Raw genomic sequence first — 23,862 nt, forward strand, 5'->3', positions numbered from 1 at the left:
CGAAGTGGGTTAGTTTTCTTTCACAGCGAGCGTCTTGACGCGGCGTGGCCATCGCGAACTCAGTGAGTTTCCTGAGCTAATTGCTAAATACTTCAAGATGGAAGCCGCACAAAGCCGTAAGCGAGCCCGATGCAGACGGGACTTGACGGCCGGAGCAGAGATACCTAGTGCACGACCGATCTGCTTGACGGAACATCCCTGCATCATCTGCATCAGCACTGGAATTCTCAGACTGGGTTCGAGGTTCTGAATTGCATGAAAAAGGCAGCTTTGCCGCTGGCGTTGACCGAAGATCTCTTCCGGGTCTGGAGCAGTATCTTTCAAGTCGAAATGCGGAGTATCTTCTCCGGATTGCCCATTCGGGCCGAGTGATACTTCAGACCGGGCCCGCCGCTTGCGGAGGACCATGAGGGCGGAGTTTATCGCAATCCGCGTGAGCCATGAGTAAACTGTTGATCGACCCTCGAAGCGATCGAGTGATAAATATGCCCGCAAAAAGGCATCTTGCAATGCATCCTCAGCGTCTTCGGGACTTCTTGTAATCGAATAGATCGTTCGATACAAGCGCCGTGAGTAGATCCTCCACAAATCGTCAACCGACTCTGATGATCCGCGTCGCGCTACGGATACTAGTTGGCCATCTTCCTCTTCTCTCCTTTCATCTGAGTTATCGCGAATAGACGCAACTGTGTCTGCACGATTCATATCCGGTACTTGATACCGCTCGAGACGCGCGTCCTGGCAGAGTTGTCCGGTCTTCGCATCGAGCCGGTTACATGAATTCATCATTTATCTTTTCCTTCTGCTCAGATCCCGGCTGTGGCAGAGACATGCGCACACCTTCAGTGAAAGTCCGGCCCTGTCTCTCGTATAGCCGACGCCCAGAAACGTCCCCGGGATTGCAATCTCATTTTTCATAAGTCTCAGATCTCTTTTCAGTTGTGGAGGGTTTCACGATGCCGTTGACTCCTGCTCTTTGCGTTGACGTCCGGAAACCGTGCAAACAAACTAGCCCGCCGTTCAGTTCCGTTTTGCCAAAACAAAATTTCTGTCACTTGAAGCACCTCGGGATCGCTGAAATCGGCGACGTAAAGTTTGGTTGCCTAAAGGGGTGGGCAAGATAGTCGAATATACGTCATCCGCGGTCTGCTATTCGTCCCAGTGCCGAATTGGCATAACCAGATATAGGTCAGGACGATTTGGCAAATGCATCACGTAAGGCATTCCGTTTGATGGGTCCGGATTCAATCCCTCAAAGTCGTCTTGATGGGGACTGACGATCATCAGGTGTGGGCCAACGTGGGCCTCATGGCCGGAGCCCTTCGCCGATTGCCAGGCGCCAAGATACATGTACGAGATGCCGATACGATCAATGTTCGGCGTGCGGCCGGCAAGGCTGTCCTGCATCCAGCGCAGGAATATTGAGTCGAAGCATCCTGGCTCATCGTGCGAATATCCCGGAATGGCTGGAAGACATGTCCATTCGTTCGATCCTTTGCGAAGGAGCCGGTATTCACCTCCAGATGTCGTCGGCCAATCGAGCAGAGTCGCGTCCTTTGTAATGAAAGCGGGACCCGCGCGTAGTGCGTCTGCGATCTTCTCTGCATCAGTCACCGGCAATCGATCTGAAGACTGAGCGAAAGCGGTAGCTGCGGTCAAGAGAACCCTTGTGAGTAGCGTCATTGCAGTGTGTGATTTTTTCATCTTTGTCCTCCATGTTTATTGTGTCTGGTTGCACTAATTCCCAGCACACAAGTTTCGATGGCTTCGAGACTGCGCAGTCGCACTGTCATTGCTTCACAATGAATGATTCGAGCGAAATTCGACACAGAAAATCGCTTTTAGACACAAGTAAATTACATGAGAATGTTTTGCGAGAATTGGAGGAGAATGAATGCTGTCCTTCGAATCAATGAAGGCAGAATTTCATCGGTCGCTGCGAGTATCCCCTACGCAAGCCGGATTGGTGCTTATTTTGTCGTTGAACTCAATGGCTGATTACCCATCCCCGTTTACTGAGAAATCGCTTCTGCGGAGAAGGTTCAGATAAGATAGAGGTCCAATGCGATGCAGTAATTTGCGACCGCTCGGTTTCGCCGAGAATCTGATTAAATGTGCTTGCAAGTGTCCCTAGTCGTTTGATCGAATGCAAGCAAGCTCGATATGTTGCAGGAGAGCTTTCACCCTTCGATACGGGTGGTGTGGAAAACGACTATGAATCATGGACTCAGCTTAGACTCAAAGACTGCTCCGTTGGCCATTCGGCAGACTGCTAAACAAGAATCTATACCGGTAGATGTGGCCGAGGTCGCAGCACCTCAAGGAAATTGGATACTTCCAGCTGTCGGCAAAGTTCGTCTCGGTTTGATTCTCTCCGATTACTCTGCAAACTGGCATAGCTCAAAGGGGCTGTTGTCAATAGACGCGAGCTCCGGCAGTCTCTCGATTTGCGAATTCAACCAACCGCGGCACATGGAGATGCGAAACCCGGCAAGCGTTGCTCTCGTGCTTCTACGGAATGAAATCCTCGAGCAAACTCTACGCGGTATCCAACATCCGCGCGTAGAACTGCAGGAGCGTCACGGGCTTCAAGATCAGACCATGCGCCGACTCATGGAGGTTCTCCTTTACGAAAAGCGCCAAGGCTTCCAAAGCGGCGCCTTCTTTCTGGACGCCATAGCAGCAGCGTTAGCGAGCCACCTTATTCACCACTATTCCGCCGATGCACCACTCATAGAGAATTCCGTTGGAGGGATGGCGCCATCGATTCTGCGTCGGTCTATCGCGTTGATGGAAGCGCGTTTGGAAGGAGACCTTCGACTGGATGAGTTGGCAAACGAGGCTGGATTGAGCACATCGCATTTCATTCGGAGTTTCCGCGAGAGCACAGGGAAGACGCCCTATCAGTTTCTGCTTGACCGGCGAGTGCAAAGAGCGCAAACCTTGATGCGCAATCCCCGTACTTCGTTGACTGACATCGCCAAGTCAAGCGGCTTCGCCAATCAGCATCACATGGCCCGCGTTTTCCGGGGTATTACAGGAATGACGCCAAGCGCTTACCGTGGGTCATTATAATAATCAATTCGCAGAAACAACGCGCGCTATCTTGCGAAGGCCCTTATCGACGGCATTGAGTGGGCGGTCGACAAAAGTTGAACTTGCCCAAAAATCGGGAACACTGTAAGCGTGGCGTGGTGTCCGTATTGACATCCGGTTATTGACAAGTTGCGTCCAAAAGTCGCGACCTGTGGACACAGGTCAGAGCAGTGTTGCCTGAATTCATCACGGTTACAGTCTTCGGGCTATCGCTGCTAGTAAGACCATAGACCGTGCTTGCAAAGTCGAGGCTTGGCGGATCTGTAAGGTCCAGCTCCTGAACCGAATCGTAGTATTCTCCTGAGACATACAGATTTCCATTCCCGGCTATGGCGACACCGACGGGGAACCTGAAACTAAGAATGGATTGAGAGTATCCGCCTGCTGATGGAGTCTCTTTCAGCACGCGATTATTTGAGGTGTCGGCAATGTAGACATTTTCGTTGTCGTCGACCGCAATTCCCAGCGGGCCGCTGAGACTGCTTGCAATGATGCTCTGGGAGTAGTGTCGTTCGAAGGAGTCTCCTTTAATGCGCGGGAATTGATGTCATCGGCGATATACACGTTGCCCGCTGCATCGACGGCTACACCCCAAGGATCGCCGAGGCCGCTCGCGACAGTGCTCTCGATATAACTGCCCTTTGCCTCGGAGCATTTTTCAACACGTTCCTGAAGAGCCGTCATTGACCACGGCAAGCTAATTCCGACTCATACGACCCTGGATATCCGCTGGTTTTGTTTTCGATAGTCGGCGACCGCAAGGCCCGCGTCCGACCTGTCCCAAACCGGAGGCAATCAGGAGCGATTGCGCCTCGATATGGATTGCCAAAAGGAACTCCCGGCGGAATCGGCGGCTCGCATGGCCTCCACGACCAGTTCCGCCGTCATAGTGATCGGTTCGTTGTGTATGGTCTCATTCGGAATTGTGGCTCGTCTAGCTATCGTTTCGAGCAATTCCCGGCTGGGTTCACGAATACCGATATCGGCAAATGTGATGGGAAGACCTACACTGCTGGAGAATGCGAGGACTTCGTCAACAACGGACTGCGGCTGCGACTCGAGCATGAGCTGAGCGATGAGCCCGAACGCAACTTTTTCGCCATGCATGTAGTCATGTGTGCCAGGCGCGGTGGTAAGGCCATTGTGAATGGCGTGAGCTGCGGCAAGACCGGAAGATTCAAACCCAAGCCCGGAAAGAAGCGTGTTAGCCTCGACCAATCGTTCAAGAGAGTCGGTGGCTTCCTGTTGATGAAGTGCTTCGACGGCGGCCACGCCATCCGCAAGGAGCGTCTTGTAGCAAAGCTCCGCTAAAGCGAGAGCACTCCGCGTAGAGGCTCCGCCACGCATGTTCTTCACGCCACCCTCAACGCAGACCCTGGCCTCAAACCAGGTCGCGAGAGCATCGCCCATACCTGCCACCAGAGGCCGCACGGGACTCTTGGCAATGATCGATGTGTCCACCAGTACAAGATCAGGATTACGGCGGTAAATGCGATACTCCTCCACAGCACCAGCTTCCGTGTAGATAACGGAAAGAGCACTGCATGGAGCATCGCTGGAGGCTATGGTCGGACAGTTGATCACAGGAAGCGAGAGATCAGCGGCGATGGCCCGGGCCGTGTCCAGGACTTTTCCGCCTCCCGCCCCAATCACAACCCGCGCATGTGCAGCTCGCGCCGACTCGGCTCCCCGGCGAATTTCCGCCGCAGTACATTCACCTGCAAATGGGAGAACTTGATGTTTGATCCCGGCTTCCAGGAACGTCCTCCTCCAGGTCGCGGAGAGGAGCCGGATAGCACTGCTTCCGGCAACAATGATGGCTGGTCCATCGAGCCCAAGGTTGCGGATTTCGGCGCCAAGTTGCTCTGTGGCCTGGGGGCCTTGCGTGTATCGGGTAGGAGCGCAGAAGACTTTAAGCATGTGTCTGTGACCTGATGCGAAGATCTGGACAACGCATCTGCGATTCTACTCCGGAACAGACGCTACGACCCGAGCAGCGTGGTTAGGCAAATGTGGACTATAAACCGGAGGCCACGATGCTCCCGGACGCTAACGCGTTTTCGGGGGCTAATCCTGCCGTCCGATTGGAAAGGGCCGAATTTGGCGTTCTGGTCGACAGAGATCCCAACCGACGCTGATCAGTCAGTTGCATGGTTGATGGCAGGCTGTTGGCTAAGGAGGACTGACGGATTGGCGACGATACAGCCCGAACTCATGGATGCTTCCTTATACTGGATCGCATGCATCTCCATCGACGCCTCTTGGCTGCTCTCGTGATTCCATTGGGCGGCATGTACGAGTTCTGGCGGACTGGCCGCGTGACGGATTTAGAGCTCCTCTTGGGACCGGATTCGGGAGGTACCCAATTGAACGGAAGATATCGGTGCGCACCGCGCAAGTCGTGCACACGATAACTCGTGCGATCGGCTATTGATGAGAACGGAGACCTCGAACATGAAGCCTGATGAATTCAGCCGCACAGCCCTGATAGTCGCCCGACAACGAGCCGCTCATCAGGTGCTCGATCATGGCTCAATCCTCTATGACCCATTTGCCATGAAGATTCTATGTGAAGACGAAAAGGACGTGCTTCAATTTGCGAACCAACACCCCTTGGCCAGCATCGGACGTCTGTTCACCACCGCGCGAAGCCGGATTGCGGAAGATGCTTTGTCAAGAGCTGTCAAAAGAGGGATTCGGCAGATCGTCATCCTTGGAGCCGGACTCGACACGTTCGCTCTCCGGAATCCCCATGGCGCACTTGAGATCCGTATCTATGAGATCGACCACCCCGCGACGCAGGCATCGAAATGCGAGCGCTTGGCTAAAGTTCAAATCGCACTTCCGCCATCGCTAATACTCGTGCCAGTCGATTTCGAGCGGGAAGGTATGGGAGAGAAGCTCCTCGCCGCAGGCTTTCAGCAGAACTCGCCCGCGTTTTTCACTTGGCTCGGGGTTGTGCCATATCTGACACTGGACGCCATCGGCCGCACTCTGGACTACATGTCGTCAATCCAGAACTCGGAGGTGGTGTTCGACTACATGGAGACTCCCGAGACATTCTCAGAAGAGCTAAGGCAATTGGAAAAGGAGCGGACCGAACAGCTTAAGAAAATTGATGAACGTTCGGTCAGCCACTTCGAGTCGGCTGGTATTGCAACGATTCTTCGCTCGCACGGATTTTGTACCATCGAAGACATCAATTTCCAGGAGATCGCGTCCAGGTTCGGTCCCGCCGTTCAAGGACTCGCGCCCGGACACGCTGGCGTTCATGTTGTGCACGCTAAGCACTAATTGAACGCCGTCATCTATTGCTATGCAAATACAGAGTCCGCATGCATCGACTCAGACGACCGGCTTGTTGGCGTGGAGGCTCTCAGCGGACCCCGTTCGATCCGCCAACACAGCTGAATCGCGTTTCTCACCATTCGAGGGTAATGTGAAAGAAAATCTTGCGCCGCGCGGATGGTTGTTGTCGGCCCACAGGCGGCCCTCGTGCGATTCAATAATGGAGCGGCTGATCCGCAATCCCATGCCCGTGCCGTGAGTCTTGGTGGTAAAAAACGCATTGAAGATCTTGTCCACCTGCTTCTGTGGAAGGCCGACGCCCGTATCGCTGACCGAGATCAGTACCTGACCATCCTCATCGCGCTGCGACTGGATGATGAGCTTGCGCGTCCCATTCACGTCCCTCATCGCATCGAAGCTGTTCATCATGAGGTTCATCAGGACCTGTTGCAGTTGCACGCGATCTCCCATGACCGGAGGTAGGTCTGCAGCGAGTTCCGTCCGGATTAATATGTCGTATTGAATTGCCTCGCTGTGCAGGAGAAGCACCATCTCTCGAATAATTTCATTTAGATCAACCGACTCTCGTTGCAGAGTATCCTTCGTGAAGAGCAGACGCACTCTGTTGACGATTTCACCCGCACGTCTTCCGCTTTGTACGATTCTCGATGCAGCCGCGCGCGCCTCCTCCAAACTAGGCTGATCGCGGGATAACCAAAGCAGGCAGGCGTTGGCGTCCATAACGGCTGCCGCAATCGGTTGATTCACTTCGTGCGCTAGCGAGGCCGTCAGCTCTCCCATGCTGCTTACCCGGTTTGCGCGTGCGAGATCCGACTGCGCCTGCCGCAGCGCCTCCTCCGCGTGTTTTCGCTCCTCGCTCGCTTCCATTCGAATTTCAATGATCCGTAGCGCTGTTGCCCAGCCGAAGAAGCCGGCGGTCAACAGAGTCACGAATCCTGTGACGAATGCGGTGAAAACGATCCTACGTTCGACGAGCGCAATTTTGAATGCAGCCTGGGTGCGCTGTTCATCGACGTCGCGGGCTACGTCTTTGACTAACTGAGAACTGAGGAATTCAAGCCGCTGGATTTGTTTGTCGGTTCGACCCCGTACAGCCGCCCACTCTCCCGAATCTGCTAATGCTCGGATGGCGTCCAAATGAGACAGTAGGGTGTTCTGGATTGTTTCGATCGTTGGAAACACTGCTTCATCTACCTTGACCTCGGAAGGCAAATGACTGAACGCGGCCTCAGTGCGTCGAGTCTCGTCCTGTACGCCGCTCCTGAGTGCTTCCGATCCAGTGATGAACTGATTCTTGTCCTCGGAGCGCGCCGCGACGCCCAGCCCTTCGTAAAACGAGAAAAGCTCACCATGGACGCGCAAGACCTCGATCAGTTCTTCGTCGACACCCTTCAGGAGTTCAACCTGAGAACGCACCTCGCGTAACTGCCAAAGCAGAACACCATCGCAAAGGACCATCATCAGAATAAGGAAGGCAAAGCAGAGTGCCCGGTGACGGCCAATCCTCAGTCGATGAAGAACGGGGCTGGCGGTCGCCTGCCTGAGCCAGCTAGCCAATCCTGTAGTGTTTAAGAAACGGGTCATACATTATCTAATCCAGGTATTGGTGCGGTGAGGCACCAGTCGAACCACCAGCTGGCCGCGACCCGGAAACCTTTCCTGGACTCTTATCCTTTGGAATGCGATTTCGGCTCGGCGGTCCCGGCTTGAGGTCGGTGATCTGCACCAATTGTTGTTCCAACGATGCCGCAGCCTCTGGCGCCTTGCTCTGTCCCAGCAAAACGGAGCGCACTGCCTGAATATAAGCTCGCGAAACCTCTTCGTATTTCTCTCCTGCAACTGTGGAAGGTCGAGCGACTACGCCGCTCACCTGGTGTTTCCCAGTGTCTACGGAACCTGGTCTTGCTCGCAGGATTGCGGTCGGATCATACAACTCCGGCCAGTTCCGTGACTCGTAGTCGGCGCGTGCTTCTTCGATTTCGATCTCCCGATGGATCAAAAATCGGATCAGCTGCAGTGCCTCGGCACTGTGCCTTGATGATCGCGAAATTCCCAGCCCAAAACCGCCCAAAGTCGCCGCTTGCGCGTTCTTTCCCGCAGGAATGCTCGTAATTCCGATCTTGTCTCGAATCGACGGAATATCTCGGACACTGAGCAGATAAGTCCGCGCCCACCCACGAAAAAAAGCTGCTGTGTCTCGATGGTAAAAGTCTTCGATGGCATCCCATTCCTGAAGAGAAGTCACGCTGGGCGGCGAGATCCAGCCTATCCAATGCGCTGCGCGTTGCCAGCTGCGGATAGCATCCGGATTATTTACGCTGATTCTGCCGTCGGTTTCGATGACGCGTCCCCCGCCTTCAGAGATCTGCCATTCCAGGGCGTTACAGGTCAAGCCTTCACCTGCCGCTCCCGGCCATATAAATCCCCAGAAGTTTTTTTGGCCTCTGGCGCGCTCGCCGTTCTGGATCTTTACGGCCATTTGCTCGAGTTCGTCCCACGTACGGGGCGGCGCGGAGTACCCATACCTTCGAAGCAAATCCCTTCGGTAAAACAGCACTCCGATATCGGAATGATAAGGCACCGCGACAAGCTTCCCTTTGACCGTGTAACTGGCGGCGACATCGGCGTTGATCGAAGAGAGTTCTGTCGCCAGATACGGCTTCAGGTCCATCAGTTCATCGCTCAAAACTCCGGGCCAGATCACATCGACACCAGACACGTCCGGGGTAGAACTCCCCTGACTAAGTAGCTTCCTGACCAGGTCTAACTGGTCCAGCGTGGTCTCTGGGGTCGGCAGATGCTTGACGCTAATTCCTGTCTCCTGCGTGAAATCCTTCAACCTGTCGTCTGCAACCACAGTATGATCGGTTAGGTCGTGCGACCACTCTGGATCTACGAACGTGACCGCCGCAGGCTCCTTGGAAACTGGACGCTGTCCAAAAAGAATCAGGGAAAAAAGGAAAGTACATACGGCCCCGGCGGCCTTCGTCGAACGCGGCCCTGAAGCTTTCCACATATCGATCGTAAGACCCATTGAACAACCTACGAGGTTTTTGATCTCTACTACAGGCACCTCCACGATGTACCTGTGTTCCCAGATTGTCAAACAGTTTGTTAGCGCAAATTGGTCGCGATCACTCTATCAAACGTGTTCGCGTCCTCCGTGGATAAAATGGTGAGGGCGTCCGAGCCAGATCTTGGTACACGGCGGGCGCAAAGATGCTTGAAAATGATATCTATTGGCGCAAATGACAATATCACTGGAGCATCGCACTGGAACAGTCTCTCAGCAGCGCCAAAATCTCTCGATAGCATGCATCGGTGCGGTTGGGCGCAACATACTTCGCGAGACGATTTGATATCACGCAAATCCAGAGTTCCACGCCGTCAACGTAAGCTGCAACTCTGCTCCGTCGGATCGTCAGGCTCTTCGGGTCAAGTTCCAGTCGCGTTTATCACAAAGCTTACAGGCATTGGCCTCATGTACTTCTCCCGCTAGGATTGATATTGCCTCCTGCGGTGTTTTTCGTTACCTACTGACTCGTTCCTGCGGCTCGGGTCAGAGCAACAGAAACGGGCACTGTCTTAGAGCTCAATGACCACCTTGCCCAAGGAGCCCGAGGCAACGAGTGCATGCGCCTGGCCAATCATTGAAGCGTTGAAGCGCTCGGCCGCAAGAAGGGGTTTGAGCTTTCCCTCATCGGCCATCTTTGCGGCTGCAGCCAAAATCTCCCCGTGATGCTGGCGGCCTTCACCTGTGATGAGCGGCAACAGCGTGAACACGCCGGAATACGTTGCTCCTCGGAAGGACAGCGGAGCGAGAGCGTGCGTACCCCAGCCGAGGCAGCTCAGCACGTGACCGGTGTAACGGCGAACGGCAGCGAAAGAATCGTCCAGCGTCTTGCCGCCGACCGTGTCGTAGACAACGTCGAAGCCCGCACCGTCGGTATATTTTGCAAGGTACTCCGCCAGTGAAAGAGCTTTATAGTCGATAGGAGTTGCGCCAAACCCCGTCGCGATCTCGGTCTTATCCGCGGACACAGTAGCGAAGACCTCCGCTCCACGGGCTTTCGCAATTTGTACTGCGATATGCCCTACACCGCCTGCACCAGCGTGAATCAAAACCTTTTGCCCCGCATGGACTCCGGCGCGATCAACCAGGCCTTCCCAGGCCGTGATCGTACTGAGCGGAAGAGCCGCGGCCTCCCGCATCGAGAGTTTCGACGGTTTATGCGCGAGTAACCTGGCGTCGGCGGCAACAAGCTCAGCGAGAGAACCCTGTAGGCCTCCCACTCCGCCCGTCATGCCAAAGACTTCATGGTCACGCTTGAATTCGGTTACTCCTTCTCCGACTTCTTCCACTACACCAGCCATATCGAGACCGAGCACGGCGGGTAGTGGCTGCCTGGCATGAGCAGCTTGGCCAGCCCGTATTTTGATGTCCAGAGGGTTAACGCCGCTTGCATGAATTCGAACGAGAACCTCGCCAGCCTTCGCAATCGGGTCCGGCGCTACCGCTTCGAGAAAGTCTCCATCAGGCTGTTCCACCTTATAGATTTTCATTGTCGCGCTCCTTCTTTGAACATGAGGAGGTTACAGGTTTAGCACCTGTGTATCTTTATTGAACTGCGGAGAACGCGCTTGAGACGTTCCAAGACTCGGTGCCGAGACCTCGAAATGCCACCGCCACGATACCCGACTGCCCGCTGGGACTCAGTGGGCATGACCGACAATTGGCAAGAAAATCATAGACCTGTCGATCAGGTCGAGTATCGTGTCCATATCGATGGCCCTACCCATCTGTTTACGCGCAACCCGTCGCAAGTGGGTGTCAGCAGGCCGGATCAAGTTGGCATTAGATTTCCCAGTGAAGGTGGACATGGCACCACCTCTGCATCTCCCGCAAGTCTGTTCCGTGCCCTCCTCTCGGCTTCGGCCATTCGTCTGCGCACAAAAGCTATTGCACGGCGATCGTAACGTTCACCGAGGTCGTGATTTTAGCGTTAGACGAATCCACTCCGGTCACAGTAAACGTGTAGTTGCCGGCCGTAGTAGCTGGCGTTCCTAGGCTCTGACTCGATGAACCGCTTCCGCTGCCGCCTCCGCAGCCGATGACTCCTGCCGCAACAACGGTCAGGCTGAGGAGAACCAGCATTGACAACCAGCGACGGCGGCGCGAGGAGACCCCAAACACCGCGACAAGAGCCAGCGCCGAACCGCCGGAGCCGAGACCCCAGACATTCATTCGCTTTGGTAGAGCGAGAGACGCGCTCGACGCTGCTGTTGTGCTCACACTGAACGTTGTGGTCGCAGTGCCAGCGGTCTGGAGGGTGATGCTCGTTGGATTGAGTGTGCACGTTGGTAGGCTCTGCGCACCGCTTGGCGAAGCGGTCAACGTGCAGGTCAGGTTCATCGTGCCTGAGTAGTTGTTGCCCGCCATAAAGGTGGCCGTCGCAGTTGCGGTGTTTCCGGGCGAAACAGGAGATGGTGTGGGCAAAGTAACCACAACCGGGGAAACGGTGATCGACGCGGTCCCATTCGCAGCCGCGTAGGTGCTGTCGCCGGAGTAGGCTGCCGTCAATGTGTTGGCGCCACTGTTTAACGTTCCCGGCGCGATAGTGAAGCTGGCCGAGCCGCCTGACAGAGTTTGGGGGGCGCTATAGGAGCCGCTCGACAGAATGACGATTCCGGTCGGCGTTGCTTGTCCGGAAGCTCCTGCGATCGAGATCTTCACGATGTCGCTTTCCGTGTTGGTGATGTTGGCGGACGAGGGCGTTACTGTGACTGTGGGAGCTACCGAGCCGATCTGGGCCGAGACCGTGATCGTGGCGGACTGTGTTGCACTCGTGTAGGTGATGGCGCCTGAAGCGTCCGGAGTATAGGTCGCGGTTAGCGTGTCGCTCCCAACAGGCAGGGTTCCAGCAGTAAGGCTGAAGGTTGTCGAGCCCGCCGATAGCGTTTGTTGCTGGTTGTAGGTAGCGCTCGCGAGTGTCACAGAGCCGGTTGGAGTGGGGTTGCCGTTCCCGCCATTGACAGTGACTGCAACGGTGAATGCAGTTGCCGTCGTGATGTTCGATGGAGAAGGAGTCATCACGATAGTGGGCGTTACATAATCTGCGGTTAGTGGAACCGTGGTAGAGAGACTGGACTTGTAGTCGCTGTCTCCGGGATAGCTTGCCTCAACGTTGTGCGTTCCGGAGCCGAGAGGGGAAATGCCCGTTGCGACTGCGGTGACGGTGTGTGTCAATTGTGCAGCAAGGATAGTGGCTGAATTGCCGTAATAGTTCGCTGTGGCGAGATCGGGAATGCCGTCACCGTTGAAATCCCCGACTACCAATGCATACGGTTCGGCTCCCGTTGCGGGAATTGCTCCAGACGTAAATGTGCCGTCGCCATTGCCCAACAGGACCGTCACGTTATTGCCGAAATAGTTGGCGACGGCCAGGTCAGATATACCGTCTCCGTTGAAATCTCCGACAGCGAGGGACATAGGTTGATCGCCTGCCACAGGAGAGGCGGAGGCAGCGGTAAAAGTTCCGTCGCCATTGCCCAACAGAACAGTCACGTTATTGCTGGTCTCGTTGGCAACTGCCAGATCAGGTATACCGTCCCCGTTGAGGTCTCCGATCGCCAATCCAAAGGGGTAAGGGCCGGTAGCCGGACTTGCGGTGGGAACGAATGTCCCATCTCCGTTGCCGAGCAAGACCGTGACCGTGTTGGACCCTTCGTTAGCTACGGCAAGATCGGGTATACCATCGCTGTTGAAGTCCGCAGACATCATCGATCTAGGATCGATGCCTGTTTGTGGCGACAAAGCCGATGGGGTGAAGGAGCCATCCCCATTGCCCAGCAGAATCGTGACTGTGTTGCTCCCGGAGTTCGCGACAGCAATATCCGGAATTCCATCGTGGTTGAAGTCGGCCACCGCGATCGATCCTGGAGCGACTCCCGTTTGTAGGCTGGTCGGAGAAGCGGTGAATGTTCCGTCGCCATTCCCCAGCAGAATCGTCATATTATCGCTAGCAGCGTTCGCGATTGCCAGGTCGACCTTCCCATCCATGTTGAAGTCTCCGACTGCCACTGAATAGGGGTACTCGCCAGCTGGTGGATTTGATTGCGCCGCTGAGAATGTCCCATCCCCCTTCCCCATGAGAATGGTCAAAGTGTCCGAGTTCTGGACCACCATCGCAAGATCAAGGATTCCGTCTCCGTTAAAGTCGCCTGCCGCCATTGCGAGCGGATACGGCCCGGTTGCAAGCGTTTGCGTATTCAGCCAGGTCACGGTGCTCTTGCTTCCGCCCAGAGCCGTGCTGCCGACGGAAGCATCCCCATTCGATGTGTCCTGGAAAGACACTGTGCCCGTGGGCGCAAGCAAGCCTTGTCCAGTCACCGTTGCTGTCAATGTGTAGGTCCCCGGACTGCCGCTTTTAGTAATCGTGGTCGTTGTAGCCACCGACGTCGTCACCGTCAAATTGGACTCCGCCGAGGAACTGATCGCATTTGCATTTGTTCCGGCAAAGACGGCTTTGTAGCTGTGGCTTCCCATTCCAGGGATAAACGTCAGAGCGGCTGTGCCTGAACTGGTCAATTGCGCGCTGCCCAGAAGATGAATGCCAGCGCATGAGGTTGCGGTTGCGTCGCAAAAATTGATCTGTCCTTGCGTTAAGGTCGTGGACCCAGCGTTCACTGCAGCAGTCAGTGTCACCGGTGTGCCCGCGGCAACGGTCGTTATAGCTTTGCCCGACGAGGTGAGTGTAAGAGAGGTAGAGGTCGCAGCGGAGGCATTGCGCACGGTAACAATTAGCGGGGCTGTCGCGGTCAAAGCACCTGATGTACCAGTCACGGTTGCTGTCGCGGTGCCCGCGCTGGCATTGCTGCTTGCCGTCAAAGTGAGAGTGCTGTTCAGCGAAGCTGGATTTGGAGAGAAGGAAGCGGTCACGCCGGTGGGCAAACCTGTAACGGACAGACTGACATTTCCGCTGAATCCATTCAGAGGTGCGATAAGCACCGTTGATTCTCCAGATGCTCCCGGAAGAATGTTCACCTGACTTGGAGCGTCGGAGAGCGTGAATCCAGGTGAATTGATCGTCAACGCAATACCTGTGCTCGCGGTTAGGCTTCCCGATGTGCCGGTTATCGTCACGGTTGCGTTCCCAGGCATGGCACTGCTGCTTGCTGTCAGCGTCAACGTGCTGCCGGTGGTTGCAGGGTTCGGAGAGAAGGATGCGGTCACGCCGCTGGGCAGGCCCGATGCAGACAGTGTGACATTTCCGGTAAATCCGTATTGTGGGCTGATCGAAATGTTGGAGGTTGAGGTAGCTCCCTCGTTCATGCTCACGCTGCCCGGATAATCAGCAATCGTAAAGCTTTGCGCACTGATCGCCAGCGTCAATATGGTGGATGCTGTCTGGGTTCCTGAGGTGCCGGTAATGGTCACCGTGTACTGCCCAGTCGGGGCGGAGTTACTTGCAGTCACCGTAAGCGTGCTCGATGTCCCGGTTGTGGGATTCGGAGAAAAGGATGCTGACACACCGCTGGGTAAACCCGAAGCGGCCAGGCTCACACTGCCACTGAATCCGTATTCGGGAGATATATAAAAATAGGACGTTCCCGAACTTCCCTGCCCGACACTTACGGTCCCGCCTCCGCCTAGCGTGAATGTCGGAGTGTAGACACCGAGGGTGAGTGGTGTCGAGGCAGTATGCGAGCCGGATGTTCCGGTGATGGTCAACGTGTACTGCCCGAGCGCGGCCGTACTGCTCGCGGTCAAGGTCAGGGTGCTCTGTACTCCGGTCGTCGGGTTCGGAGAAAAGGACGCGGTGACACCGCTGGGTAGGCCTGAAACGGAGAAGGTGACACCGCTATTAAATCCATATTGAGAAAAGATATCGACCCATGCCGTGCTCGATGTGCCTTGGCCGATATTCAATGAGCCCTCGCTGAGAAGCGTGAAACTAGGAACATAGACGCCGAGCGAGACAGTAGTGGTCGCTGTCTGCGTACCGGATTTTCCGGTAATGGTCAGCGTGTACTGTCCGAGCGTGGCTGTGCTGCTTGCGGTCAACGTTAAGGTGCCGGTCGATGTCGTTGGATTGGGAGAGAAGGATGCGGTCACGCCGCTGGGGAGTCCCGAGACCGCAAGGTTGACACTCCCTGTGAATCCATATTCGGGATTCACGTAAATATAAGTCGTACCCGAGGTTCCCTGGCCGATGTTCAGACCCCCGCCCGAGAGGGTGAACGTCGGTACGTAGACGCCCAGAGTCAATGTTGTTTTTGCGCTCTGTGAGCCCGAAGTTCCGGTGATTGTAAGCTGGTACTGCCCAGGTGTTGCCGTGCTGCTGGCTGCGAACGAGAGTTGGCTGCTCCCCGTTGTGGGGTTAGGATTCCAGAGCGCAGTCACGCCTGCAGGCAAGCCGGAGACAGCAAGTGTGACACTGCCTGAGAATCCGTATTGCGGATTGACGTAGATGTAGGTCGACGTGCTGTTTCCCTGGCCCACTGCAACACTCCCTCCCCCTGATAAGGTGAAGGTCGGCGTGAAGACGCCCAGTGTCACTGTTGTCGTCGACGTGAGGGTGCCCGAGGTCCCGGTGATCGTCAGCGTGCTCGTACCCACGCTCGCGGAACTGCTGGCGCTCAATGTGAGCATGCTATTACCCGTTGAGGGATTCGGTGAGAACGAAGCGGTGACGCCTGCCGGCAAACCCGAAATCGAAAGCTTCACCGTACCCGTGAAACCGTTTTGATCGTTCACGAACACGTAGCCGCTGTCGGAACTACCTAGACCGATATTTATGGAGCCGGTGCTTGATAGGGTAAAGCTGGGCGCATAGACCGTTAAGGAAATTGTCGACGTCACGGTCAGGCTGCCAGATGTTCCGGTGAGCGTCAGCGTAGCGGGTCCTGGGATTGCGCTGCTCGTCGCATTCAAGGTCAACACGCTGGTCCCTGATGTGGGGTTAGTGCCCCACGAAGCAGTAACCCCGCTCGGCAGACCTGACACGGAGAGCTTCACACTTCCGGTAAAGCCATATTCCGGCGTCATTGTAATTGTCGGCGTGGCAGAGCCGCCCTCGTTCAGACTCACCGTGCTGGGAGAAGCAGTGAGTGTGAATGTCGGCGCATGCACGCTGACAGAAACATTCGTTGTCTGCTTGAGGCTTCCCGAGGTTCCAGTGATTGTCAGTGTCGCCGTTCCTGCAGGAGCAGTGCCGCTGGCAGTCAGCGTCAGGACGCTGCTACCTGAGGTCGGATTCGTGCCCCACGATGCGGTCACTCCCGTGGGCAGCGCTGAAGTAACTGCCAGCGTCACGTGGCCCGAGAAACCGCCTGCGTCAGTGACCGTTATGGTTGTAGTACTGGACGTACCCTGGTTGACCGACACATTCGCCATCGAAGACGACATCCAGAAGCCTGGCACTTGCGGTCCGGCCAAGGCATCGATCAAGGCCTGCCCGTTGGCGCTTCCCCAACCAGTAACAAGGTCATATCCTGTAACGGCGTTGAACCACGTGGGCTGGCCCTGAGTGTCGTTATTCCCCGCAGTGATGTCGTGTAAGTCGCTGTTGTAGCTGGAACCCGTACCGATTGAATAGATCGCCGGATTGATGAATCCCAGACCTCCCGCCGGCGCATTGCCCGCCTCTAGTGCCTGCTGATTGATTAGCGCCATGAACCCAGCCCAGCGCGGAGCAGCAAAACTGGTCCCCGCGCCATCGCCGAAGCATGACCCCATCGAACACATGTAGTTGTCGAAGTCACCTTCCATCGCGACGTCGGGTACATTACGCAAAGTAGTGGAGCCGCCATTCGACCCAGTGGCAAGTCCGCTCTGCCAGCTCGGAATCGGAATATTGTCGGGGCTGATGCCGCCGCCACTACCAAATACGTAGGGAGTTCCCGGTTCCGTGGAGTTCCATGCCGTCTCCGAAGCCCAGACGCCTCCAGCTCCGGTAGTGGTCAAGTGTGTTCCGCCCACTGCCGTTACGTAAGCATCTTCTCCGGGATAAAAAAAAGGGGAAATGGAGGCATCAAACGCTCCGTTGTCTCCGGAAGCCGCGAAGAATTCCTGTCCCTGCGCGGCAAACTCCTGGAAGAACACGTCGTCCGTCGCAGGGTCGTCCGGCCGCCAACCCCACGAACAACTCAACTGTTTGGCAATGTTCTCTGAAGCCATCGAACTGAGAATGTCGACATCGTTGTTTCCGATGTAGACGCGCACTTGGCTGAGTCCCGGCGCCATGCCAATTGCCTGAACAATATCCAGGACCTGCTCACCGTCGTCGCCCTCCGTCGGGTTTCCGGTTACGCCGTCGAGCAGCACGTTGTTGATCGGCACGCTATTGGATTGGCCCGCATTGCTGAAGGTTAAATTCACATCGCTGAGGAAGTAGCCATCAAATTCGAAAATGCCCACCGCCTGCCCGGTGCCCGTGAGCTTCGTATCGCCGTAATAGGCCGCGCGCATGTCGCTGCCCAGATAGGAACCGCCGGGACCGGAGCCCGTAACGTCGGCGGTCGGCGCCACGTTCTGTCCCGGCACTAGCATCGACTGCGGTTTCGAAAAGTTGTTCAGCCCCGCGATGTGGGCAACCGGTATGTCCAATGCGAGCGATGGTTCGCGATCCGGCGAATAAAACGTTCGATTCTCCGCCGGATGCTGATAGAGATTCATCCTCACGTTAAAAGTCTGGTTGATCTGCGCAACCGTACCCGTGACGGGAACGACGAGCCGGTTCGCGTGACTCCCAGTAACCGTCAGACCGTTTGCTTGCGCAAAGGAGACCACAGCCTGGTAATCCGCATCAGTGGCGCCGAATTGGCCGGCGAATTCTTGCACAGTGAGAAATTTCCGGTAGTCCGGACTCGACGGGTTGTACAGGCGCCCCAGCAAGCTAGTCAACTGCTCCTGATTGCGCAAGGGCAACACGATGGAGAGGTTCAACTGCTGATCGGGCGCGAGCGGCCCAACGAGCGCTGCCTTGCCGCTGAGAACTTCGCTGCGGACATGATGGCTCAGAGTCTGGATTTGCGCCTGTGCATTCGCCGCATCGCCGGCCAGGAGCAGCAGGAGCGCCAGACATGAACAATTGATGAATCGAACGGAGAGTCTAAATAATCTCAAAGCGGCATTGAGAATCGAAAGAGCTACAGACCAAGGCCCAGCAGACATGAAAATACACTCCAATCAGAGAAGAGCGCAGTTCGCCGTTTTGTGTTCGATTCGCAGCGACCTGCCGATAATGATCCCGATAGAGTTTCATTCGTCGCAAACTCCAGAAGGCTCTCGTTGTTTTGTGATTCTGCAGTAGTTTACCACTGCAATGAAAGGCTTGCGGTACTACCATCGGCAACACATTGGTAATCAGACTTCAGGAAATGGCGGTTGTGAGTCGATAATCCTCGGACCGAAATTAACACCGAAGGCAATGTTCAGAAGATCGGGTGCGCGTCGATGACTGAGGCCTGGGATCACTTTCAGGTTCACGAACTCTGTGATCCTGACGTTGATCGGTTGTCAACGACGATTCGGAACTACGAAGCCCATTTCCGAAACCACATCCTTTTGAATTGGGAATGTGGCGCTCAATAATATCAAGGCTGTGGCCTGCAAGAAATGGCTGTGTGGACTTGATCTCGCACTGGCATCCAAAGCAAAGGCCAGGACTACCTGAGCGCCCTCTACGCGCACTATATCCGCAGTGAGCTTTTTGAAGGAAACAATCCGATCAGCTCTGTGCGGCGTCGTGTAAGACCAAGCTCTTTGTGGATCGGAAATCGAAGCCTATAAGGGAAACCCCGCATCAGAAATGAATCTGCTAGAAAGTTGGCCAAATGCCATCGCGCCAATAGACGCAAATCTTATTTGCCGATCGAGACTGTGAGGAACGCGAGAAAATGTCGGCGGACGTTCTGAACGGCATCGTTCGCCTGCTTTGCTTATCTCGGTGTTTGTTTCCGATCGTCAACGGCAGTTCGCGAGAGCCGGATGCCAAGCTTCTGCATTCTGAGCTGAAGCGTCGAACGCTTCACTCCAAGGAGCGCCGCGGCTCCGCTTGGGCCTGCAACGACTCCATTCGCATCTTCCAGAGCACGCAGAATCTGATTCCGCTCCGTCTCTTTCAACATCTCCTGAAGGCTCTCATGGGACGCCGATTTGGCGGCAGTGATTACAGGAGCTGAAGTCGAAGCCACATCCGGAGTGAGTTCTGTCAGGGCGACATTCAGCACAGGGCCTCGCGAGATAATGACAGCCCGCTCAATCACATTTTGAAGCTCTCGAATATTACCTGGCCAGTGATAGCGGACCAGCGCCTGCATGGTTTCAGACGGAATGGTGTCGATCACCCGCTGATTCCGGCGGCTGAATTCCTTGACAAAGTGGCGGACCAATTGAGGGATATCTTCCTTTCGCTCCCGCAATGACGGCACTCGGATGGGAAAGACATTTAGCCGATAATACAAATCAGAGCGGAATCTCTGCCCCTCGACCATGGTCTTAAGATCGCGATTCGTCGCGGCGATCAACCGTGCATCGGTGCGCACGGTTCTCGTGCTGCCGAGCCGCTCAAACTCGCGCTCCTGGAGCACTCGCAAGAGTTTTGGCTGCAACTCCAGCGGGATTTCGCCGACCTCATCCAGGAATATGGTCCCGCGATTCGCCAGTTCGAAGCGGCCGACCCGCTGCGTGATGGCGCCGGTAAACGCACCCTTTTCGTGGCCGAACAGCTCGCTCTCGAGTAGCCCCGTAGGAATCGCCGCACAATTGAGCTTCACAAAGGCGTTCGACTTCCTGGAGCTAAGATTATGCAGCGCCCGAGCGATTAACTCTTTTCCGGTGCCGGTCTCTCCATAAATGAGCACAGTGGAATCGGCAGGCGCCACAATCTCGATTTCTTGCAGTACGCGGCGAAGGGGCTCGCTATTTCCGACAATCTCTTCGAAATAAAGTTCGCTGCGGATCTCGGATTCAAGATAGACATTTTCCCGCGTGAGCTTGTCCCTGAGTTCGGAAACTTGCCCATATGCAAGAGAATTCTCAACGGCCAGCGCAATTTGATTGGCAACCTGACTAAGGAAGGAAAGATCATCTTCGGTGAAGGCATTCTCGCGCGAAGTGCCAAAACCCAATACGCCGAGCACACGTTCGCGGACTATCAGAGGGTAAAGGCAGAGTGACATGTTCGTCATCGCGCCCTGGGGATCAGCGGCAACCTCTTCTTTGGCGGCGATCAGTGGCTTGCCGGTCCGGAAGACAGTCTTGGCCCGCTCGGAGGCGGGACCGACGGACATCTCTTGGAATTCGGCATGATCCACGGCATAGCGGCGTAGTTCGCCATCTTCCGGATCGGGCAGAGCCACACCGACGCCGTCGCATTGCATAAAGTGTCTGATACTCCCGACAATCTCGCGAAGCAGGTCGCGCAGGTCCAGCTTGGTCGCAATCCGATTGGTTATGTCGAGGAGTAATCGCAATCTGGCCTGGGCACGAGCATCGTCCAGTGCAACTGCGATTTGATTCGCAACCATGGATAAGAACTGTTGATCTTCTTTGGAGTAAGCGTCATCGAGGTGGCTGGCAAACACAAGGCTTCCGAGCTTTCGGTGCGCCGTGCTCAGGGGAAGCGCACAGAGCGAACGAAGTCCCAACGTTGAGAACCGCTCGATCACAAGCGGAAAACTCGTCTCGCGATCGATGAACGGAATCACTGCGGGCTGCTGATGCTGGTATACCCACCATGCGACCGTCTCTTCTTTCGGAATATTTCTGACGGCAAGTGCCTCAATCGCACTGTTATAAGGCTCGAGAAGATGCCACTGGACCCAATTGGCTGCCGGATCGAACCAACTTAGACCATCGAATGCAACCACTTGATGCAGTTCGCTAGCGCAGGTCTGGAATAAGACCTTTTCCTCGGGATGATACCGGATCAATTCCGCAATGCGGGCGAGCGCCTCGTATCGCGAAGCAAGGCCTTCGCTGAGAACGGTCGGTTGTGAGTCATGCGATGCTGGCATACGGGGAGTACCGTGTCCGTTAGATTGCGAACGGTGTCAGTGGGATTCAAGCAAGAGTAAATCAGCAATCTCTCCCTGGCATCTGCCCGTTTTCCGGCGCGCTGCCAGCGGATTCCTGGCACACCGCATCTTTCCCTCCCGATCAATTCGTGACGTTTCTTGCATTTAGCAGATCTGTCGCTTTGGCACGCTCCGTGCCATACATGTTGGCGACGATATGTTACGCATCACGATTCACGAAGATGGCGAGGTATGCAGGCTTGAACTCGCGGGCAAGCTCGAGGGCCCGTGGGTCGCCGAAACAGAAAAAGCCTGGCGCGCTTCGCTGCGACCAGACCTAAAGATCGAAATCGATTTGAGACAGCTGACATCGGTCGATAACGCAGGGCGCGATCTTCTCGCAGCCTTTCATCGATCGGCAGCCTGTCTCCTCGTGGAAGGCGTTTGGATGACTGCCCTCATAGGGGATCTCATTTCTCAGCCTTGCGAAGGTGCCGGGGCGCAGTCAAGGCGGAAAAAGGTTCCTCGCAGGAAAACATCTCGGCAACAGGAGAGCAGCAAATGAAGATCAAGTCCGTTCTGAAACCAAAACACGTGGCATGGGCAATAGGAGCTGTCGTTGGGGCCATCCTTTTGAATCTAGTTGTTCACTCGGGTGCCAAGGCCTCAGTGCAACCGCCGTCATCGCCTCTAGTAGAGGTCGCCACCGTCGAACAGAAGGACGTGCCCGTTTATGGAGAATGGATTGGGACTCTCGCCGGACAGGTGAATGCTGACGTCAAGGCGCAGGTCACCGGCTATTTGCTTACGCGGAAATACAAAGAGGGTTCCTACGTCAAGAAGGGGCAACTCCTCTTTGAGATCGATCCCCGTCCATTTCAGGCAGCACTCGACCAAGCAAAGGGCCAGCTTGCCCAGGCTCGGGCGCAACTGATTCAGAACCAGGCGCAGCTTGCGACAGCTAAGGCGAATCAGCTCAAGAGTCAGCTTGATGTAGAGAAGTACGGTCCTCTTGCAAAGGTTGATGCGGTCAGCAAGCAGGATTTCGATAACGCGACGCAGACAGACCTAGCAAATCAGGCGCAGGTACAGGCCGCCGAAGCAGCCATTGTTTCTGCGAAGGCTCAAATTCAGGCCAACCAAGCCGCAGTCGAGACCGCCAGTATCAACCTCGGTTTCACTCGCGTCATTTCTCCGATCGATGGCATCGCCGGCATCGCACAGGCTCAGGTTGGTGACCTGGTCAGCACCAGCAGTGGGTCACTTACTACCGTTTCCACCCTCGATCCGATCCGAGACTATTTCACCGTCAGCGAACAAGATTACCTCGCTCTGCAGAAACGGTTGTCAAACTCAGACAAAGATCGGTGGAAGCTGCAACTCATCCTTGCTGATGGAACCACCTATCCCAAGGAAGGCGACTTCTACTTCGCCGATCGGCAGGTGAATCAGAACACCGGAGCCATACAGCTCGCCGCACTCTTTCCAAATCCCGGAAACATTCTGCGCCCCGGGCAGTACGGCAAAGTCCACGCCATGGTCCGGAAGCAGCAGAATGCCACGTTGATTCCCCAGGCCGCTGTCAACGAGCAGCAGGGCAGCTATCTTGTCGCTGTTGTGGATAAGGACAACCGGGTCAGCATGCGTCCCGTGCAAGTCGGAGAGCGCACCGGGACAATGTGGGTCATCCGGGGAGGCCTAAAGGCTGGTGAGCACGTGGTCGTCGAAGGCCAGCAAAATCTCAAGCCGGGAATGACGGTGCGAACCAAGCCATTTAAGAGCGACGTCGAGTGAACGCTGAGGCCTTAACACGCAAAGGAAAGGAATCATGTCCAAATTCTTTATCAAACGACCCATTGTAGCGATCGTTATCGCGATCCTGATGGTCATCGTCGGTGCAGTCACGATCGCGACCCTGCCGACAGCGCAGTTCCCGAACATCGCGCCACCTGAGATCAGGTTACAAGCCACCTACCCGGGCGCTGATGCCAAGACGCTGGAGGATGCGGTCGCGGTTCCTATCGAGCAGCAAGTCAACGGCGTGGACAACATGTCCTACATGTACTCCTTAAACGCCACCGCCAACCAGCAAACGACGTTGCTGGTTGATTTCGATCTGAAAACTGATCCCAACACAGACTTGCTGCTCACACAATCGCGCGAGCAACTGGCAACGGGGCAGCTCCCGCCTTCGGTGAACAGCTACGGGGTCAGTCTTAAGAAATCGACCACGGCTCCGCTGATGCTGATCGCACTGTATGCGCCGAATAGTACGCATGATTCGAACTATCTGGCCAACTACGCCTACATCAACCTCAACGATCCAGTCGCGCGCTTGTACGGCGTTGGCCAAACCCAGATCTTCGGCTCCGGCCAGTACGCCATGAGGCTGTGGGTGAAGCCCGACCAGTTGGCGAAGCTTGGCATCACCATTAC

14 protein-coding genes are annotated in these 23,862 nt (G+C 55.6%); 4 read left to right on the top strand and 10 right to left on the bottom strand.

The window, feature by feature from the left end:
* Positions 1–9 precede the first annotated feature (9 nt).
* Together OHL23_RS29125 and OHL23_RS28040 are read right to left on the bottom strand one after the other, a co-directional pair.
* Positions 10–789 (bottom strand): RNA polymerase sigma factor, encoded by a 780-nt coding sequence (locus OHL23_RS29125; protein WP_396127440.1) that lies wholly within the window; start codon positions 787–789, stop codon positions 10–12.
* Between the two features lie 360 nt (positions 790–1,149).
* On the bottom strand, positions 1,150–1,704 hold the full coding sequence (locus OHL23_RS28040) for a hypothetical protein (protein WP_263355397.1): 555 nt from the start codon (positions 1,702–1,704) through the stop codon (positions 1,150–1,152).
* Between the two features lie 897 nt (positions 1,705–2,601).
* Between OHL23_RS28040 and OHL23_RS28045 the strand changes: the two genes are divergently transcribed.
* Entirely contained in the window at positions 2,602–3,075 is a 474-nt protein-coding gene (locus tag OHL23_RS28045; protein WP_263355398.1) for a helix-turn-helix domain-containing protein, read from the top strand.
* Positions 3,076–3,214: 139 nt separating this feature from the next.
* Here OHL23_RS28045 and OHL23_RS29130 read toward each other — a convergent pair whose 3' ends face one another.
* The 3 genes from OHL23_RS29130 to OHL23_RS28050 form a co-directional block, all read right to left on the bottom strand.
* The gene (locus OHL23_RS29130; RefSeq protein WP_396127441.1) at positions 3,215–3,589 is read right to left on the bottom strand and encodes a hypothetical protein; all 375 of its coding nucleotides are present in this window, start codon (positions 3,587–3,589) and stop codon (positions 3,215–3,217) included.
* Positions 3,496–3,780 carry a hypothetical protein gene (locus tag OHL23_RS29135; protein WP_396127442.1) on the bottom strand — a complete coding sequence of 95 codons (285 nt, stop codon included), beginning with the start codon at positions 3,778–3,780 and terminating at the stop codon, positions 3,496–3,498. Before OHL23_RS29135 ends, OHL23_RS29130 begins: the two co-directional genes overlap by 94 nt.
* A gap of 111 nt (positions 3,781–3,891) precedes the next feature.
* A complete protein-coding gene (locus OHL23_RS28050) occupies positions 3,892–5,016 on the bottom strand; it encodes a glycerol dehydrogenase (protein WP_263355399.1) in 1,125 nt (374 codons plus the stop codon).
* 534 nt (positions 5,017–5,550) lie between these two features.
* Between OHL23_RS28050 and OHL23_RS28055 the strand changes: the two genes are divergently transcribed.
* Positions 5,551–6,390 (top strand): class I SAM-dependent methyltransferase, encoded by an 840-nt coding sequence (locus tag OHL23_RS28055; RefSeq protein ID WP_263355400.1) that lies wholly within the window; start codon positions 5,551–5,553, stop codon positions 6,388–6,390.
* A gap of 51 nt (positions 6,391–6,441) precedes the next feature.
* Here the strand turns inward: OHL23_RS28055 and OHL23_RS28060 are convergent, their stop codons facing one another.
* The 5 genes from OHL23_RS28060 to OHL23_RS28080 all read right to left on the bottom strand — a co-directional run bounded on the left by OHL23_RS28060 (position 6,442) and on the right by OHL23_RS28080 (position 21,426).
* Entirely contained in the window at positions 6,442–7,989 is a 1,548-nt protein-coding gene (locus OHL23_RS28060; RefSeq protein WP_263355401.1) for a sensor histidine kinase, read from the bottom strand.
* 7 nt (positions 7,990–7,996) lie between these two features.
* Positions 7,997–9,439 carry an extracellular solute-binding protein gene (locus tag OHL23_RS28065; RefSeq protein ID WP_263355402.1) on the bottom strand — a complete coding sequence of 481 codons (1,443 nt, stop codon included), beginning with the start codon at positions 9,437–9,439 and terminating at the stop codon, positions 7,997–7,999.
* A gap of 551 nt (positions 9,440–9,990) precedes the next feature.
* Positions 9,991–10,968, bottom strand: a complete 978-nt coding sequence (locus OHL23_RS28070; RefSeq protein ID WP_263355403.1) for a zinc-dependent alcohol dehydrogenase family protein — start codon at positions 10,966–10,968, stop codon at positions 9,991–9,993.
* A gap of 394 nt (positions 10,969–11,362) precedes the next feature.
* Positions 11,363–18,580, bottom strand: coding sequence for an FG-GAP-like repeat-containing protein (locus OHL23_RS28075; RefSeq protein ID WP_263355404.1), 7,218 nt, complete (start codon positions 18,578–18,580; stop codon positions 11,363–11,365).
* 767 nt (positions 18,581–19,347) lie between these two features.
* A complete protein-coding gene (locus OHL23_RS28080) occupies positions 19,348–21,426 on the bottom strand; it encodes a sigma 54-interacting transcriptional regulator (RefSeq protein WP_263355405.1) in 2,079 nt (692 codons plus the stop codon).
* A gap of 561 nt (positions 21,427–21,987) precedes the next feature.
* Here OHL23_RS28080 and OHL23_RS28085 point away from each other — a divergent pair.
* Together OHL23_RS28085 and OHL23_RS28090 are read left to right on the top strand one after the other, a co-directional pair.
* Complete coding sequence (locus tag OHL23_RS28085; protein ID WP_263355406.1) at positions 21,988–23,220, top strand: efflux RND transporter periplasmic adaptor subunit; 1,233 nt, start codon at positions 21,988–21,990, stop codon at positions 23,218–23,220.
* Positions 23,221–23,254: 34 nt separating this feature from the next.
* Positions 23,255–23,862, top strand: a 608-nt coding sequence (locus OHL23_RS28090; protein WP_263355407.1) for an efflux RND transporter permease subunit, incomplete at its 3' end; no start/stop codon positions are given.

It is taken from the genome of Acidicapsa acidisoli (assembly GCF_025685625.1).
GTDB lineage: Bacteria > Acidobacteriota > Terriglobia > Terriglobales > Acidobacteriaceae > Acidicapsa > Acidicapsa acidisoli.